Source organism: Micromonospora sp. C28ISP2-4, assembly GCF_030519385.1.
Taxonomy (GTDB): domain Bacteria; phylum Actinomycetota; class Actinomycetes; order Mycobacteriales; family Micromonosporaceae; genus Micromonospora; species Micromonospora tulbaghiae.
The window spans coordinates 535,013-550,880 of sequence record NZ_JAUMKG010000002.1 but is presented as its reverse complement, the minus strand read 5'-3'; the positions used below and the strand labels follow the sequence as shown (position 1 = coordinate 550,880).

Sequence of the window (15,868 nt, the reverse complement as noted above, 5' to 3'; positions counted from 1 at the left end):
GCAACCGATCAGTGTCGTTGCCCCGGTCCGGCTCGCCGGGCCGGGGCAACGTCGCTTCGAAGGGATACTGATGGCGAAGATCCTCAGCTTCTCGGACGACGCCCGGCACCTGCTGGAGCACGGTGTCAACGCCCTCGCGGACGCGGTGAAGGTCACCCTCGGCCCGCGCGGGCGCAACGTCGTCCTGGACAAGAAGTTCGGTGCGCCCACGATCACCAACGACGGCGTGACCATCGCCAAGGAGATCGAGCTCACCAACCCGTACGAGAACCTCGGCGCGCAGCTGGTCAAGGAGGTGGCGACCAAGACCAACGACGTCGCCGGCGACGGGACCACCACCGCCACCGTGCTGGCCCAGGCGATGGTCCGAGAGGGCCTGCGCAACGTGGCCGCCGGCACCAACCCGACCGGCCTGAAGCGGGGCATCGACGCGGCGGCGGCAAAGGTCTCCGAGGCGCTGCTCGGCAAGGCCGTCGAGGTCGCCAGCAAGGAGTCGATCGCGCACGTCGCGACCGTCTCCGCGCAGGACGCCGCGATCGGTGAGCTGATCGCCGAGGCGATGGAGAAGGTCGGCCGCGACGGTGTCATCACCGTCGAGGAGGGCTCCGCGCTCACCACCGAGCTGGAGGTGACCGAGGGTCTCCAGTTCGACAAGGGCTTCATCTCGCCGAACTTCGTCACGGACCTGGAGGCGCAGGAGGCGGTCCTGGAGGACCCGTACATCCTGATCACCACCCAGAAGATCTCGGCGATCGAGGAGCTGCTGCCGCTGCTGGAGAAGGTCCTCCAGAACAACAAGCCGCTGCTCATCGTCGCCGAGGACGTCGAGGGCCAGGCCCTGTCCACGCTCGTGGTCAACGCGCTCCGCAAGACCGTCAAGGTCTGCGCGGTCAAGGCCCCCGGCTTCGGCGACCGCCGCAAGGCGATGCTCCAGGACATGGCGATCCTGACCGGCGCCGAGCTGGTCGCCCCGGAGCTGGGCTACAAGCTCGACCAGGTCGGCCTGGAGGTGCTCGGCACCGCCCGTCGCGTCGTGGTCGACAAGGAGAACACCACTGTCGTCGACGGTGGCGGGCAGGCCTCCGAGGTCGCCGACCGGGTCGCGCAGATCCGCAAGGAGATCGAGGCCTCCGACTCCGAGTGGGACCGGGAGAAGCTGGCCGAGCGGCTGGCGAAGCTCTCCGGCGGCATCGCCGTGATCAAGGTCGGCGCGGCCACCGAGGTCGAGATGAAGGAGCGCAAGCACCGCATCGAGGACGCCATCGCCGCGACCAAGGCCGCGGTCGAGGAGGGTACGGTCCCGGGTGGCGGCGCCGCCCTGGCCCAGATCCTGCCGGCGCTCGACGACGACCTGGGCTTCACCGGTGACGAGAAGGTCGGCGTCTCGATCGTGCGCAAGGCGCTCGTCGAGCCGCTGCGCTGGATCGCCCAGAACGCCGGCCACGACGGCTACGTGGTGGTGCAGAAGGTCGTCGCCCAGGACTGGGGCCACGGCCTCGACGCGGCCACCGGCGAGTACGTCGACCTGGCCAAGTCCGGCATCATCGACCCGGTGAAGGTGACCCGCAACGCGGTCAGCAACGCCGCCTCGATCGCCGGCCTGCTGCTCACCACCGAGAGCCTGGTCGTCGAGAAGCCGGCCGAGCCGGAGCCGGCCGCCGCCGGTGGGCACGGCCACTCGCACGGCCACGGCCACCAGCACGGCCCGGGCTTCTGACCCGAGGAGTACGGCCCGACGTCAGGGCACACCGCCGACCCGGTGGTGTGCCCTGACGCGTATGTCCTTACGGAACGCTGACGAGATTGGCAGCCGGCCCGGCGGGTCGACCAGACTGGACGCCGTGAGCACCCTCTCCCGCCGCCGCGCGGCGACGGCCGGTGTCGTCGCCGCCGTGGTGGCACTCGGCACCGCCGAACCCGTGGCGGTCCTGACCGGTCCCCGGTCCGCTCCGCTCGTCGCTGTCGGCGGACTCGTCGTCGACCTGGTCCCCGAGCCGCTCAAGCAGTTCGCCATCGACGTCTTCGGCACGTACGACAAGATCGCCCTGCTGCTCGGGACCGCGCTGCTGCTGGCCGCGTTCGGGGCGCTGCTCGGCCTGGCAGCGGCCCGGCGGCTGGTGATCGGCATGGCCGGCGTCGCCGCGTTCACGGTGCTCGGCGTGGCCGCCGCGCTGACCCGGGCGGGCGCGAACGCGTTCGACGCGTTGCCCGCACTGGTCGGCGGTGGACTCGGCGCGCTGACGCTCTGGGCCTTCGTGGCCGGTCCGCTGGGCGCCGAGCCGTCGTCCGCACGGCCTCCGGCGGTCGCCGCCCTCGCCCGCGAGGAGGAGAGCCCCGGCGGCTGGGAGCCGGTCCGGCACGACGACGACGCGGAGTCGCGGCGGCGGTTCCTGCGCGGGGCCGGGCTGCTGACCGGCGCGGCGGCTGTGGCCGGGCTGGGCGGGCACTGGCTGGCGGGCCGGCGCGGCGTGTCGGCGGCCCGGGAGGCGGTGACGCTGCCCGCTCCGGCCGCGCCCGCCCCGCAGGTGCCGCCCGGAGCGGACCTGTCGCTGCCCCGGCTGGCGCCGTACGTCACGCCGAACCGGGAGTTCTACCGGATCGACACCGCGCTCGTGGTGCCGCAGGTGGACCCGGCCACCTGGCGGCTGCGTATCCACGGGCGGGTGCGCAACCCGATCGAGCTGAGCTTCGACGACCTGCTCGCCCGTCCGATGGTCGAGCGGTACGTGACGCTCGCCTGCGTCTCCAACGAGGTGGGCGGCGACCTGATCGGCAACGCGCGCTGGCTCGGCGTACCGATCAAGGAGCTGCTCGACGAGGCCGGCCCGCTCGACGGCGCGGACCAGGTGGTCGGGCGCGCGGTGGACGGGTGGACCTGCGGCACACCCACGTCGGTGCTGCGCGACGGGCGGGACGCCCTGCTCGCGGTCGGCATGAACGGCGAGCCGCTGCCGATCCAGCACGGCTTCCCGGTGCGGATGGTGGTGCCCGGCCTCTACGGGTACGTGTCGGCCTGCAAGTGGCTCACCGAGCTGGAGTTGACCAGCTTCGCCGACTTCGACGCGTACTGGGTGCCGCGCGGCTGGTCCGCGCAGGGCCCGATCAAGACGCAGTCCCGGATCGACACGCCCCGGCCCCGCAGCCGCCCGGCCGCCGGCCCGGTGACGGTGGCGGGTGTGGCGTGGGCGCAGCATCGTGGCATCCGCCGCGTCGAGGTACGCGTCGACGGCGGCCCCTGGCAGGAGGCGACGCCGGCCCCGGCGGTGTCGGCTGACACCTGGGTGCAGTGGTCCTGGCGGTGGGACGCGACGCCGGGCGAGCACACGCTCCAGGTGCGGGCGACCGACACGACGGGCGAGACGCAGACGGAACAGCGTGCCCCGGTCGCTCCCGACGGCGCGACCGGCTGGCACACCGTCAGGGTCACCGTTTCCTGACCCGCCGTCGGGGGTCGTGGATCCGGTCAGGCGACCTTGCGCTGGTCCGGCACGGCGGTGTTGTGCGGCCGGCCGAGGCGCGCCTCCAGCCGGGCGATGTCCACCCGGGTCTGCCGGCGGTCGGCCAGGTCCTCCCAGCCGAGCGCGAGCAGTCGCAGCCGCTCCGACTCGCTGAACCCGCCCCAGACGCCGTACGGCTCGCGGACGGAGAGCGCGTGGGCGGCGCACTCGGCGCGTACCGGGCAGGCGCGGCAGACCGACTTGGCGCCGGTCTCACGGCGCAGCCGGGAGGAGCCGCGCTCGCCGTCCGGGTGGAAGAACTGCGCGCTGTCGCGGCCACGGCAGGCCCCGAGCCGCTGCCAGTCCCAGAGCTCGTCGATCGGTCCAGGCAGCCTACGTACGTTCGACATCAGCACCCCTCCTCCCGCGCGGCACCGCGGAGAATATTCGTGGCCAGCTACCGGGCGGCGGTCCGCGCGGGATGCCGGTTCCGGATGAACCCCTCGGTACCCGAGCGGTCCCCGCCTCACACATCTGTGATCGAAAACCTCGGACACTCGGCGGCATATGCCCCATCTGTCGGAAAAGTTCGGATGATTGCCCGGAACCCCCTCCCGAGCCCACCTCCGCATGGTCTGCTCTGAGTCGGAGAGGAGACCACCGTGCGTAGTGTTCTTGTGTGCGTTCGGACACCATTGGCGGCCCAGCATCTGACCTCCGCGGCGGCGCGGCTCGGGCTGTCCGGCGTCGTCCGGACGGCCGTCTCCGATCCGGAGGTGATGTTGCGGCTCGCCGAGCGTCCGGTGGACGTGGTGCTCGCCGACACCGCCCTGACCCGCCCGGACAGCGCCGGCTTCGTCCGGCGGGTGCTGGCCCGCGCCCCGCAGGCGGCTGTGCTGCTCCTCGGCGCCGAGGAGTCGGAGTCGGCGGCGGCCACCATCAGCGCCGGGGCGCGCGGACTGATCCAGAACGCCGACCACGACCTGACCAGCGCGGTGGCCAAGGCGCTGCTGCTGCTCTCCGCCCCCGGCCGGAGCAACAGGCACCGGGTGGCGGACACCGCCCGGGACGCGGCGGCGGTGGGCGGGCCGACCCGGTCGGCGGCGCCGGGACGTACCCAGGGAGGGCCCGGCTGGCCGGCGACGGCGCCGGTGGACGCCGCGGGCCTGCCCACCGTGGTGCCCGTGCAACGGGGTGAGGACCCGGACGACCCGGCGGCGGCCGACGGCGCGGAGGCGCCCCGGCCCGGTGCGGCCCAGCGGCCGGCGCGGACGCCGCGCAGCGCGATCGGGCTGACCGAGCGGGAGCTTCAGGTGCTGCTCGGCATGGCCGAGGGCAAGAGCAACGCGGAGATCGGGCGGGAGCTGTTCGTCTCCGAGGACACGGTCAAGACGCACGCCCGGCGGCTGTTCCGCAAGCTCGGCGCGCGCGACCGGGCGCACGCCGTGGCCGCCGGGTTCCGGGCCGGCCTGGTCGCCTGACCCGCGCGGCTGTCACTCCTGCGCGGAGTCGTCGGTACCCTCGGTGAGCGTGTCGTGCACGCCGTCGGCGTAGCCGCGGGCGTAGTCCCAGCTCACGTAGTGGTCCGGGTCGGGGTCGAAGGCCGGCTCGTGCACCCGGGGGCGCCCCGAGTTGAGCAGGTGGCGCAGGTTGCCGCGGAGCAGGTCCCAGTCGAAGTAGTGCGGCTCGCGGCAGTCCTCGCACTCGATCACCAGGCCGCGCACGCCGATGGGCTGGAGCAACGCCTGGTAGATCTCCAGATCGGCGAGATCCTCCAGGACGTCCTGGCGCTCGACCTCGGTCAGCGGGTCGAGCGCGTCGTCGTCGCCGGGATCGTGCAGGCCGGCAGCCGGATCGGCCGGGTCGCCGTTGAACGGGTCGATGGGCTCGTCGTGCACCCCCTCACCGTAGACCCCGAGCCGCCGGAAAGCCCGCCCCAGCCCGTGCTGTGGCCCGGCCTACCCTCGGGCCCGCCGCTGCCCGGGCCGGGACGGGTAGGTGGGTACGATGAGGCGACGCGCCGTCACCAGGCGCCTGCCGGTGCCCCCGCGCGCCGCCTCGCTGCAGCCCGTTCGACCAGCTCAGGGGAGCAATCGTGGAGAATTCGCCCAGCACCGAGATCCCGGCCGGCGCCGACGGCGGGGAGCTGGGTGGCCATCTGCCCGAGCTGCCGGCCGGCTCGGCCCGCGTGGTGCCGCTCGGGCTGACCTTCGACGACGTACTGCTCCAGCCGGGCGAGTCGGACGTCGTGCCCAGCCGCGTCAACACCCGCACCCGCCTCACCCGCAACATCGAGCTGACCGTGCCGCTGCTGTCCAGCGCGATGGACACGGTCACCGAGGCGCGGATGGCCATCGCCATGGCCCGCCAGGGCGGCATCGGCGTGCTGCACCGCAACCTCTCCGTGGAGGACCAGGCGCTCCAGGTCGACCTGGTGAAGCGTTCCGAGTCCGGCATGATCACCAACCCGGTGACCGCCAGCCCGGACGACACGCTGCGCGAGGTCGACGCGCTCTGCGGCCGCTACCGCATCTCCGGTGTGCCGGTGGTGGACGGGCAGGGCCAGCTCGTCGGCATCGTCACCAACCGCGACATGCGGTTCGTCTCCGACCCGGCCACGCCGGTGCGCGAGATCATGACCCACACCCCGCTGATCACCGCACCGGTCGGGGTGAGCAAGGACGACGCGCTCGGCCTGCTGCGCCAGCACAAGATCGAGAAGCTGCCGATCGTGGACGCGGGCGGCAAGCTGCGCGGCCTGATCACGGTGAAGGACTTCACCAAGAGCGAGCAGTACCCGAACGCCACCAAGGACGACGCGGGCAGGCTCCGGGTCGCCGCCGCGGTCGGCGTGGGCGAGGACGGCTACAAGCGGGCCCGCGCGCTGGTCGACGCCGGCGTGGACGTCGTGATCGTGGACACCGCACACGGCCACCAGCGGGCCGTGCTGGAGATGGTCGCCCGGCTCAAGCGGGACGTCACCATCGACATCGTGGGCGGCAACATCGCCACGTACGCGGGCGCGAAGGCGCTCGTCGAGGCCGGCGCGGACGGCGTGAAGGTGGGCGTCGGCCCGGGCGCCATCTGCACCACCCGGATCGTGGCCGGGGTCGGCGTACCGCAGATCACCGCGATCATGGAGGCGGCCCGGGCCGCCCGCCCGGCCGGCGTGCCGGTGATCGGCGACGGCGGCATCCAGTACTCCGGCGACATCGCCAAGGCCCTGGTGGCCGGCGCCGACACGGTGATGCTCGGCAGCCTGCTGGCCGGCTGCGAGGAGAGCCCGGGTGAGCTGATCTTCATCAACGGCAAGCAGTACAAGGCGTACCGGGGGATGGGCTCGCTCGGCGCGATGCAGTCGCGTGGCCAGGGCAAGTCCTACTCCAAGGACCGCTACTTCCAGCAGGACGTGCTCGCCGAGGACAAGCTGGTCCCGGAGGGTGTCGAGGGCCAGGTGCCCTACCGGGGGCCGCTGTCCGCCGTCGCCCACCAGCTCATCGGCGGGCTGCGCGCCGCCATGGGGTACGTGGGCGCGGAGAGCATCCCGGAGCTGCACCGGCGCGGCCAGCTCATCCGGATCACCGCGGCCGGGCTCAAGGAGAGCCACCCGCACGACATCCAGATGACCGTCGAGGCGCCCAACTACCACTCCCGCTGACCCACCACCCCCAACCACCTGGAGTCCCCCATGCGTGACGTGGTCGAGATCGGGCTGGGCAAGACCGCGCAGCGCGGCTACCACCTGGACGACATCGCCATCGTGCCGAGCCGCCGCACCCGGGACGTCGACGACGTCTCCACCTCCTGGCAGCTCGACGCGTACCAGTTCGGCATCCCGTGCGTGGCGCACCCCTCGGACGCGACCATGAGCCCCGCCTCGGCGGTCCGGCTCGGCCAGCTCGGCGGCCTCGGCGTGCTCAACGTCGAGGGCCTCTGGACCCGGTACGAGAACCCGGCCAAGATCCTGGAGGAGCTGGCCGGTCTCGGCGAGGACGCGCGGGCGACCAAGCGCCTCCAGGAGGTCTACGCCGAGCCGATCCGGCCCGACCTGATCGCCGAGCGGGTTCGCGAGCTGCGTGAGGGCGGCGGCACGGTGGCGGTGCGGGTCTCCCCGCAGCACACCCTGGCGCTGGCCCCGGTGATCCTCGACGCCGGCGTGGACATCCTGGTCATCCAGGGCACGCTCGTCTCGGCCGAGCACGTCTCGACCACCGACGAGCCGCTGAACCTCAAGGAGTTCATCGCCGACCTGGACCTGCCGGTCGTGGTCGGCGGCTGCACCGACTACAAGACCGCGCTGCACCTGATGCGTACCGGCGCGGCCGGCGTGATCGTGGGCATCGGCGGCGACGACTGGTCGACCACCGAGTCGGTGCTCGGCATCCGGGTGCCGATGGCCACCGCCATCGCCGACGCCGCCGCGGCCCGCCGCGACTACCTGGACGAGACCGGCGGCCGGTACGTGCACCTGATCGCCGACGGCGACATGCAGACCTCCGGCGACATCGCCAAGGCGCTCGGCTGCGGCGCGGACGCGGTGATGCTCGGCGAGCCGCTGTCGCTCTGCGAGGAGGCGCCGGCCGGTGGCGCCTGGTGGCACTCCGCGGCCAGCCACCCGTCGCTGCCCCGTGGCGCGTTCGAGGTGGCCGGCGAGCCGCTCGGCTCGATGGAGAAGCTGCTGTTCGGCCCGGCCGACGAGCCGGACGGCCAGCTCAACCTCTTCGGCGGCCTGCGCCGCGCGATGGCCAAGTGCGGCTACCGCGACCTGAAGGAGTTCCAGAAGGTCGGGCTGGTCCTCGACCGCTGAGCACGGCATGACGGCGCGGGCGGCGGCGCGGACGTGTTCCGGCCCCGCCCGCGCCGTCGCACGTCTAGGCTCGCCGGGTGAGACGGGGGCGGGTCCTTGCGGCAGGGCTGGTGGCGGCGGCGCTCGCGCTGAGCGGCTGCACCGGCGGCGACGAGAGCGGGTTCCGGCCGGGCGCGGCGGACGCCGGTGACCCGTACGTGCCGGGAGCCGGCAACGGCGGCTACGACGTGGGCCACTACGCGCTGGACGTGCGCTACGACCCGGCCGGCGACCGGCTCGCCGGCACCGCGACGCTGACCGTCACCGCCACCCGCGCGCTGTCCCGGTTCCAGCTCGACCTGGCCGGGCTGGACGTCGAGCGGGTGCGGGTGGACGGCGAGGCGGCGAAGCACCGCCACGACGGCACCGAGCTGATCGTGACCCCGGCGGCCGGGCTGCCCTCGGGGAAGCGGTTCACAGTCGAGGTCACGTACGGCGGCGTGCCGCAGCCGCTGCCCAACGCCGAACTGGGTGACGGCGGTTTCCACGCCACACCGGACGGCGCGATAGCGCTCGGTCAGCCGGAGTCGGCGAGCACCTGGTACCCGGTCAACGACCACCCGTCGGACAAGGCCACCTACGACCTCGCGGTCACCGTGCCGGACGGGCTCGCCGCGCTGTCCAACGGCGTGCCGGAGGGCCGGACGTCCAGCGGCGGCTGGACCACCTGGCGCTGGTCCGAGCGCGCGCCGATGGCCAGCTACCTGAGCACGCTGGTGATCGGCGACTACCGCGTCAGCAGCGGCACCCACGCCGGCAAGCCCATCGTCACCGCCGTCGCCGCGGCGCTGCCCGCCGGCGGGCCGGCCGCCGCGTCGGTGGCCCGCACCGGCGAGGTCGCCGACTTCCTGGCCGCGCGCTTCGGGCCGTACCCGTTCGAGGCGTACGGCGGCGTGGTGGTCGCCGACGAGCGCATCCGGTACGCGCTGGAGACGCAGAGCCGTCCGGTCTACGGGCCGGCGTTCTTCCGCGACGACCGGCCGAACACCGAGGTGGTCGCGCACGAGCTGGCCCACCAGTGGTTCGGCGACAGCGTCTCCGTGGCACGGTGGAGCGACATCTGGCTCAACGAGGGCTTCGCCACGTACGCCGAATGGCTCTGGGCCGAACACGACGGCGGGCGGACCGTGGCGCAGACCGTCGCGGAACGCTACGCGGCCACCGACTGGTCGAAGCCCACAGTCGACCCGGGCCGGGCCGGGATGTTCGGCGACGCGGTCTACCAGCGGGGTGCGCTCGCCGTACACGCGCTGCGGCGCGCGGCGGGCGACGAGACGTTCTACCGCGTGCTGCGCGGCTGGCTGGCGCAGCACCGCGACGGCAACGTCACCACCGCCGACTTCGTCGGGTACGCCGAACGCACGTCGGGACGGCCGCTGCGGGCGCTGCTGGACGCCTGGCTGGTCGGTGGCACGCCGCCGGGACTGCCGTGACGCGCGCGTGACCGCGCCTGGGTAGGCTGCCGCGTCGGAGCGGCCCGTGGGCGGGGCCGCCGAACGGGCCCCGGGAGGGATCGAGGCGATGACGCGGCGCGGCGCACGACGACGGCTCGGGTTGCTGACCTGCGGCACGCTGCTGGTCGCAGGCTGCGGTTCGGCGGAGCCGGACCCGGGCCCCGCGTCCCCGGCCGGCCCCGCTCCGGCGACGTCGCGCAGCTTCGCGCCGGGCGCGGCGGGTGCCGGTGATCCGTACTTCCCGAGCTACGGCAACGGCGGGTACGACGTCGCGCACTACACCGTCAAGGTGCGCTACGACCCGGAGACCGACAAGCTCAGCGGCACCACCACGCTGCGGGCCACCGCGACCGCCGACCTGTCCACGTTCAACCTGGACCTGGCCGGGCTGACCGTCCGGTCGGTCACCGTGGACGGGGCCGCCGCCCGGCACAGCCGCACCGACGACGAGCTGGTGATCACCCCGGCCATCGGGTTGACCTCCGGCAACGGGTTCACCGCCGAGATCCGGTACGACGGCCGGCCGGAGCCGCTGCGTAACGAGGCGCTCGGCGAGGGCGGCTGGCTGCACACGACCGACGGGGCGATCGCGCTCGGGCAGCCGGAGTCGGCGAGCACCTGGTTCCCGGTCAACGACCACCCGTCGGACAAGGCCACCTACGACATGGAGATCACCGTCCCGAAGGGACTGACGGCGGTCTCCAACGGCGTGCCGAAGGGGAAGACGACAAGCGGCGCCTGGACCACCTGGAAGTGGTCGGAGACCGCGCCGACTGCCAGCTACCTGACCACGGTGGCGATCGGGAAGTTCCGGGTCACCACCGGGAAGCACAAGGGACGGCCGGTCTACAACGCGGTCACCACGCAGGTGGCGCAGGGCGCCCCGGACCGGTCCATCGCGCGTACGGTCGAGGTCGCCGACTACCTGGAGAGCGTCTTCGGGCCGTACCCGTTCGACGCGTACGGCGGCGTGGTGATCGCCGACGAGCGCATCCGGTACGCGCTGGAGACGCAGAGCCGCCCGGTCTACTCGGCGAGCTTCTTCGGGCAGGGCGACAACACCGGCGTGGTCGCGCACGAGCTGGCCCACCAGTGGTACGGCAACAGCGTGTCGATCCAGCGCTGGCAGGACATCTGGCTCAACGAGGGGCTGGCCACGTACGCCGAGTGGCTGTGGGCCGAGCACGACGGCTCCACCACTGTGCAGCGCACGTTCGAGCAGAAGTACGCGAACGCCGGCGGTCAGGTGTGGCGTACGCCGCCGGGCAAGCCGGGCGTGGCGAACCTGTTCAGCCGCTCGGTCTACGACCGGGGCGGGATGACAGTGCACGCGCTGCGGGTGGCGGTGGGTGACACCGCGTTCTTCACCGTCCTGCGCACCTGGGCCGCGGAGCGGAAGAACGGCAACGCCACCACCGCCGACTTCGTGGCGCTGGCCGAGCGCATCTCCGGCAAGAAACTGGCGAAGGTCTTCGACCCGTGGCTGTACGGCACCGAGCGCCCGCCCACCCCGAAGCCGCTGTAGCGCTCAGTTCTTGACGCGCAGCGACGGATGGGCGGCCAGGAACGCGTCGGCCCGCCCGCCGCGCAGCGCGGTGAGGAAGTCGCGGCCGAGCGGCCTGAGCTGCTCACCCCGGTACGCGCCGCCGCTGCTCACCCCCGCGCCGGGCAGCACGACGAGCGTGAGCCGGTCCGCCGGCAGGCCGCCCAGGGCGTACGCGAAGTCGATCAGCTTCCGGCCGCCACCGGCGTACACCAGGGTCTTGCCCAGCGCGGCCACCACCTGCTCGACCCGCTGCGGGTCGCGGGCCGTGCCCTGGTCGAGGATCTTGCGGGCCAGCGCCCGGAGCAGTTGCTGCTGGTGCCGCTGCCGGGTGTAGTCGCCACCCGCGGTGTAGCGCTGCCGCGCGTAGTCGAGCGCCTGCCAGCCGGTCAGGTGCCGGGTGCCCTTCTCGTAGACCATCTGCGGCCCGACGTAGCCGCCGCCGGTCAGGGTCCGCATGGTGCCGTCCGGGCGGCGGTGCCGGGAGGCGACCTGCTGGTCGACGTAGAGGTCCACCCCGCCGAGCGTGTCCACCAGCTTGTCGAAACCGCCGAACGTGATCACCGCCCCGGCGTCGATGCGCAGCCCGGTGTAGCGGGAGACGGTGGCGCGCAGCAGCTCGTACCCCTGGGCGGTGCTGGGATGGGCCTTGTCGCCCGGCACCCGGCTGCCGTAGCTCATCGCGTGGGTGAGCTTGGTCCGCCCGCCCGGGTAGCGGGCCTTCGGGTAGGCGGGGATGTCCACCACCAGGTCGCGGGGGAGCGAGAACAGGTACGCCTTGTCCAGCCCGGCCGGAACGTGCAGCAGCAGCACCGCGTCGGCGTGCGGCTCCCAGCCGGGGATGCTGACCCGGGTGTCGACGCCGACGAGCAGCAGGTTGAGCGGGCCCTTCAGGTCGGCGCCGGGCGGCGGCGTCGGGCTGGCGGTGGTCGGGGCGGGCGTGGGCGAGGCCGGGGGCGCGGTGGTCGGGCCGGCGACCGGGGCGGCCGGGCGGTTCGCCACCAGCCGGGTGGTCACCACCGCTCCGGTGGCCACCAGCAGCGCGGCCACCAGTGCGGCCAGGCCCAGCAGGCGTCGTCTCGTCACGTTCGTTCCTCCCCGTGGATTCGACGCGCCGGGGCGGCCCACGGGTTGCAGCGGCGGGAATCCCGGCGATCGAGCGCTCTGCATGATGTGCGAAAAAGCCTCGTTGGCGCTATAGCTACTCGTCGGTAATGATGCGTCCATGCGCTACGACGTGGTCGTCATCGGGTCCGGGTTCGGCGGCAGCGTCACCGCGCTGCGGCTGGCCGAGAAGGGCTACTCGGTCGGCGTGCTGGAGGCCGGCCGGCGCTTCGCCGACGACGAGTTCCCGCGTACGTCCTGGCGGGCGCGGCGATTCCTCTGGGCGCCTCGGCTCGGCTGCTTCGGGCTCCAGCGGATCACGCTGCTGCGCTCGGCCGACCGCAAGGCCGGCGGCGGCGTGCTGGTGCTCTCCGGCGCCGGGGTCGGCGGCGGGTCGCTGGTCTACGCGAACACGCTCTACGAGCCGCTCGACGCGTTCTACGCCGACCCGCAGTGGCGGGACATCACCGACTGGCGCGACGAGCTGGCCCGCCACTACGACCAGGCGAAGCGGATGCTCGGCGTCACCACGTACCCGATCGACACCCGCGCGGACCAGGCCGTCCGCGCGGTGGCCGAGCGGATGGGGGTGGCGCACACCTACCACCCGACGCCGGTCGGGGTGCACATCGGGCGCCCCGGCGAGCGGGTGCCCGACCCGTACTTCGGCGGGGCCGGGCCGGACCGCACCGGGTGCAGCCACTGCGGGTCGTGCATGACCGGCTGCCGGCACGGCGCCAAGAACACGCTCGTGAAGAACTACCTCTGGCTGGCCGAGCGCCTCGGCGTGCAGGTGCACCCGCTGACCACTGTGACCGCCGTCCGGCCCGACCCGGCCGGCGGTTACGCCGTGCACACCGAGCGCACCGGCGCCTGGCTGCGCAAGCGGCGCGAGGTGATCCACGCCGACCAGGTGGTCTTCGCGGCCGGCGCGCTCGGCACCCAGCGGCTGCTGCACGAGATGAAGGCGACCGGCGCGCTGCCGGCGCTGTCGCCCCGGCTGGGCGAGCTGACCCGCACCAACTCAGAGGCCATCCTCGGCGCCTCGGTGGCACCCGGCGCGGCCCGCAAGCGCGGCCTCGACTTCACCGAAGGGGTCGCGATCACCAGCTCGTTCCACCCCGACCCGCAGACCCACATCGAGCCGGTCCGCTACGGCAAGGGCTCCAACGCGATGGGCCTGCTCCAGTCGCTGCTCGTCGACGGCGGTCCCCGCCGGGTCCGGCGCTGGCTGGGCAGCATCGTCCGGCAGCCCGCGCTGGCGGCGCGGATGCTGTCGGTACGCCGCTGGTCCGAGCGCACCGTGATCGCGCTCGTCATGCAGTCGGTCGACAACTCGCTCACCACCCGCTACCGCAAGGGCCGGCTGGTCTCCGGCCCCGGCCACGGCGCGCCCAACCCGACCTGGATCCCGGCCGGCAACACGGCGGCCCGGCTGCTCGCCGAGGAGATCGGCGGCACCCCCGGCGGGGCGGTCACCGAGCCGTTCAACATCCCGGTGACCGCGCACATCCTCGGCGGCGCGGTCATCGGCGCCACCCCGGACAAGGGCGTCATCGACCCGTGGCACCGGGTGTACGGCCACCCGGGGCTGCACGTGGTGGACGGCGCGGCGGTCTCGGCGAACCTGGGCGTCAACCCGTCGCTCACCATCACCGCGCAGGCCGAACGGGCCATGTCGTACTGGCCGAACAAGGGCGAGGCCGACCCGCGCCCGGCGCTCGGGTCGGCGTACACCCGGGTCGCGCCGGTCCCCCCGCGGCGCCCCGCCGTCCCCGCCCACGCCCCCGCCGCCCTGCGGTGAAAGGAAGGGCCCCTTCTTAACGCCTCAGGTAGAGGAAGGGCCCCTTGTTAACAGGTTCACCCCGCCATACCGCCGGGGCGCGTCCGCGCGGCCGGTGACTGTCGGTAGGCTTTGCGCACATGAGCACGCCTCGCCCCGTCCTCGTGGTGGACTTCGGAGCCCAGTACGCCCAGCTCATCGCGCGCCGTGTCCGCGAGGCGAAGGTCTACTCGGAGATCGTCCCGCATTCCATGCCGGTGTCCGAGATGCTGGCGAAGAACCCGGCCGCGATCATCCTGTCCGGTGGCCCGTCGAGCGTCTACGCACCCGGCGCCCCGCAGATCGACGCCGGGATGTTCGACGCCGGAGTGCCGGTCTTCGGCATCTGCTACGGCTTCCAGGCCATGGCCCAGGCGCTCGGCGGCACCGTCACGCGCACCGGCAACCGCGAGTACGGCGGCACCCCGCTGCGCCCGCGCCTGACCGAGCCCGGCGTGCTGCTGCGCGACCTGCCGGCCGACCTGCCGGTCTGGATGAGTCACGGCGACTGCGTCACCGAGGCCCCGGACGGCTTCACCGTCACCGCCGAGTCGGCGGGCGCCCCGGTCGCCGCGTTCGAAGACGTGGCCGGCCGGCGGGCCGGCGTGCAGTTCCACCCCGAGGTGGGGCACACCGCGCACGGCCAGGAGATGCTCACCCGCTTCCTGTACGACATCGCCGGCATCGAACCGACCTGGACGCCGTCGAACATCATCGACGAGCAGGTCGCCCGGATCCGCGAGCAGATCGGCGACAAGGAGGTCATCTGCGGCCTCTCCGGCGGCGTCGACTCGGCGGTCGCCGCGGCGCTCGTGCACCGCGCCGTGGGCGACCAGCTCACCTGCGTGTTCGTGGACCACGGCCTGCTGCGGGCCGGTGAGGCCGAGCAGGTCGAGAAGGACTACGTGGCGGCGACCGGGATCAAGCTCAAGGTGGTCGACGCCCGGGAGCGGTTCCTCGGCGCGCTCGCCGGGGTGACCGATCCGGAGCAGAAGCGCAAGATCATCGGCCGGGAGTTCATCCGCGTCTTCGAGGCCGCCGCCCGGGAGATCGCCGCGCACGGCGACGTCGAGTACCTGGTGCAGGGCACGCTCTACCCGGACGTGGTGGAGTCCGGCGGCGGCACCGGCACCGCCAACATCAAGAGCCACCACAACGTCGGCGGCCTGCCCGAGGACCTGAAGTTCGCCCTGGTCGAGCCGCTGCGCACGCTGTTCAAGGACGAGGTTCGCACGATCGGCCTGGAGCTGGGTCTGCCCGAGGCGATGGTGTGGCGGCACCCGTTCCCCGGCCCGGGCCTGGCCATCCGGATCATCGGCGCGGTCGACGAGGAGCGCCTCGCCGTGCTCCGCAAGGCCGACCTGATCGCCCGACAGGAGCTGACCGCGGCCGGTCTGGACCGGGGCGTCTGGCAGTTCCCGGTGGTGCTGCTGGCCGACGTGCGCAGCGTCGGGGTGCAGGGCGACGGGCGCACCTACGGTCACCCGGTGGTGCTGCGCCCGGTCTCCAGCGAGGACGCGATGACCGCCGACTGGTCCCGGCTGCCCTACGACGTGGTGGCCCGGATCTCCACCCGGATCACGAACGAGGTCGCCGAGGTCAACCGCGTGGTCCTGGACGTGACGAGCAAGCCGCCGGGCACCATCGAGTGGGAGTGACGCG

General features: G+C 73.3%; 12 protein-coding genes. 9 read left to right on the top strand and 3 right to left on the bottom strand.

What is annotated here, in order from left to right; genetic code table 11:
- Positions 1-70 precede the first annotated feature (70 nt).
- Together groL and Q3W68_RS11295 are read left to right on the top strand one after the other, a co-directional pair.
- Positions 71-1,717, top strand: coding sequence for a chaperonin GroEL (groL, locus tag Q3W68_RS11300; protein ID WP_302905380.1), 1,647 nt, complete (start codon positions 71-73; stop codon positions 1,715-1,717).
- A gap of 124 nt (positions 1,718-1,841) precedes the next feature.
- Complete coding sequence (locus tag Q3W68_RS11295) at positions 1,842-3,437, top strand: sulfite oxidase (protein ID WP_302905379.1); 1,596 nt, start codon at positions 1,842-1,844, stop codon at positions 3,435-3,437.
- 26 nt (positions 3,438-3,463) lie between these two features.
- On the opposite strand, the gene Q3W68_RS11290 is transcribed toward Q3W68_RS11295, so the two are convergent.
- Positions 3,464-3,847 (bottom strand): WhiB family transcriptional regulator, encoded by a 384-nt coding sequence (locus Q3W68_RS11290; RefSeq protein WP_120574131.1) that lies wholly within the window; start codon positions 3,845-3,847, stop codon positions 3,464-3,466.
- Between the two features lie 252 nt (positions 3,848-4,099).
- Here Q3W68_RS11290 and Q3W68_RS11285 point away from each other — a divergent pair, with 252 nt between their 5' ends.
- Positions 4,100-4,918, top strand: a complete 819-nt coding sequence (locus Q3W68_RS11285) for a response regulator transcription factor (RefSeq protein WP_302905378.1) — start codon at positions 4,100-4,102, stop codon at positions 4,916-4,918.
- A gap of 12 nt (positions 4,919-4,930) precedes the next feature.
- Here the strand turns inward: Q3W68_RS11285 and Q3W68_RS11280 are convergent, their stop codons facing one another.
- Positions 4,931-5,335, bottom strand: coding sequence for a DUF5319 domain-containing protein (locus tag Q3W68_RS11280; RefSeq protein WP_302905377.1), 405 nt, complete (start codon positions 5,333-5,335; stop codon positions 4,931-4,933).
- Positions 5,336-5,532: 197 nt separating this feature from the next.
- Here Q3W68_RS11280 and guaB point away from each other — a divergent pair, with 197 nt between their 5' ends.
- From guaB to Q3W68_RS11260, 4 genes are all read left to right on the top strand, one after another.
- Entirely contained in the window at positions 5,533-7,095 is a 1,563-nt protein-coding gene (gene guaB, locus Q3W68_RS11275; RefSeq protein ID WP_302905376.1) for an IMP dehydrogenase, read from the top strand.
- Between the two features lie 30 nt (positions 7,096-7,125).
- Positions 7,126-8,244, top strand: a complete 1,119-nt coding sequence (locus Q3W68_RS11270) for a GuaB3 family IMP dehydrogenase-related protein (protein ID WP_302905375.1) — start codon at positions 7,126-7,128, stop codon at positions 8,242-8,244.
- 77 nt (positions 8,245-8,321) lie between these two features.
- Positions 8,322-9,716, top strand: a complete 1,395-nt coding sequence (locus tag Q3W68_RS11265; RefSeq protein ID WP_302905374.1) for a M1 family metallopeptidase — start codon at positions 8,322-8,324, stop codon at positions 9,714-9,716.
- Positions 9,717-9,804: 88 nt separating this feature from the next.
- On the top strand, positions 9,805-11,262 hold the full coding sequence (locus tag Q3W68_RS11260) for a M1 family metallopeptidase (protein WP_302905373.1): 1,458 nt from the start codon (positions 9,805-9,807) through the stop codon (positions 11,260-11,262).
- Positions 11,263-11,265: 3 nt separating this feature from the next.
- Here the strand turns inward: Q3W68_RS11260 and Q3W68_RS11255 are convergent, their stop codons facing one another.
- Positions 11,266-12,366: an LCP family protein gene (locus tag Q3W68_RS11255; protein ID WP_302905372.1), complete on the bottom strand. Its 1,101-nt coding sequence runs from the start codon at positions 12,364-12,366 to the stop codon at positions 11,266-11,268.
- 139 nt (positions 12,367-12,505) lie between these two features.
- On the opposite strand from Q3W68_RS11255, the gene Q3W68_RS11250 reads away from it, so the two are divergent.
- Both Q3W68_RS11250 and guaA read left to right on the top strand, forming a co-directional pair.
- The gene (locus tag Q3W68_RS11250; protein ID WP_302905371.1) at positions 12,506-14,188 is read left to right on the top strand and encodes an FAD-dependent oxidoreductase; all 1,683 of its coding nucleotides are present in this window, start codon (positions 12,506-12,508) and stop codon (positions 14,186-14,188) included.
- Between the two features lie 119 nt (positions 14,189-14,307).
- Positions 14,308-15,864: a glutamine-hydrolyzing GMP synthase gene (gene guaA / locus Q3W68_RS11245; RefSeq protein ID WP_302905370.1), complete on the top strand. Its 1,557-nt coding sequence runs from the start codon at positions 14,308-14,310 to the stop codon at positions 15,862-15,864.
- Positions 15,865-15,868 lie beyond the last annotated feature (4 nt).

Coding starts and splice junctions, on each gene's coding strand:
- groL (WP_302905380.1), top strand. CDS start 71: ATGGCGAAGATCCTCAGCTTCTCGGACGACGCCCGGCACCTGCTGGAG.
- Q3W68_RS11290 (WP_120574131.1), bottom strand. CDS start 3,847: ATGTCGAACGTACGTAGGCTGCCTGGACCGATCGACGAGCTCTGGGAC.
- Q3W68_RS11270 (WP_302905375.1), top strand. CDS start 7,126: ATGCGTGACGTGGTCGAGATCGGGCTGGGCAAGACCGCGCAGCGCGGC.
- Q3W68_RS11260 (WP_302905373.1), top strand. CDS start 9,805: ATGACGCGGCGCGGCGCACGACGACGGCTCGGGTTGCTGACCTGCGGC.
- Q3W68_RS11250 (WP_302905371.1), top strand. CDS start 12,506: ATGCGCTACGACGTGGTCGTCATCGGGTCCGGGTTCGGCGGCAGCGTC.
- guaA (WP_302905370.1), top strand. CDS start 14,308: ATGAGCACGCCTCGCCCCGTCCTCGTGGTGGACTTCGGAGCCCAGTAC.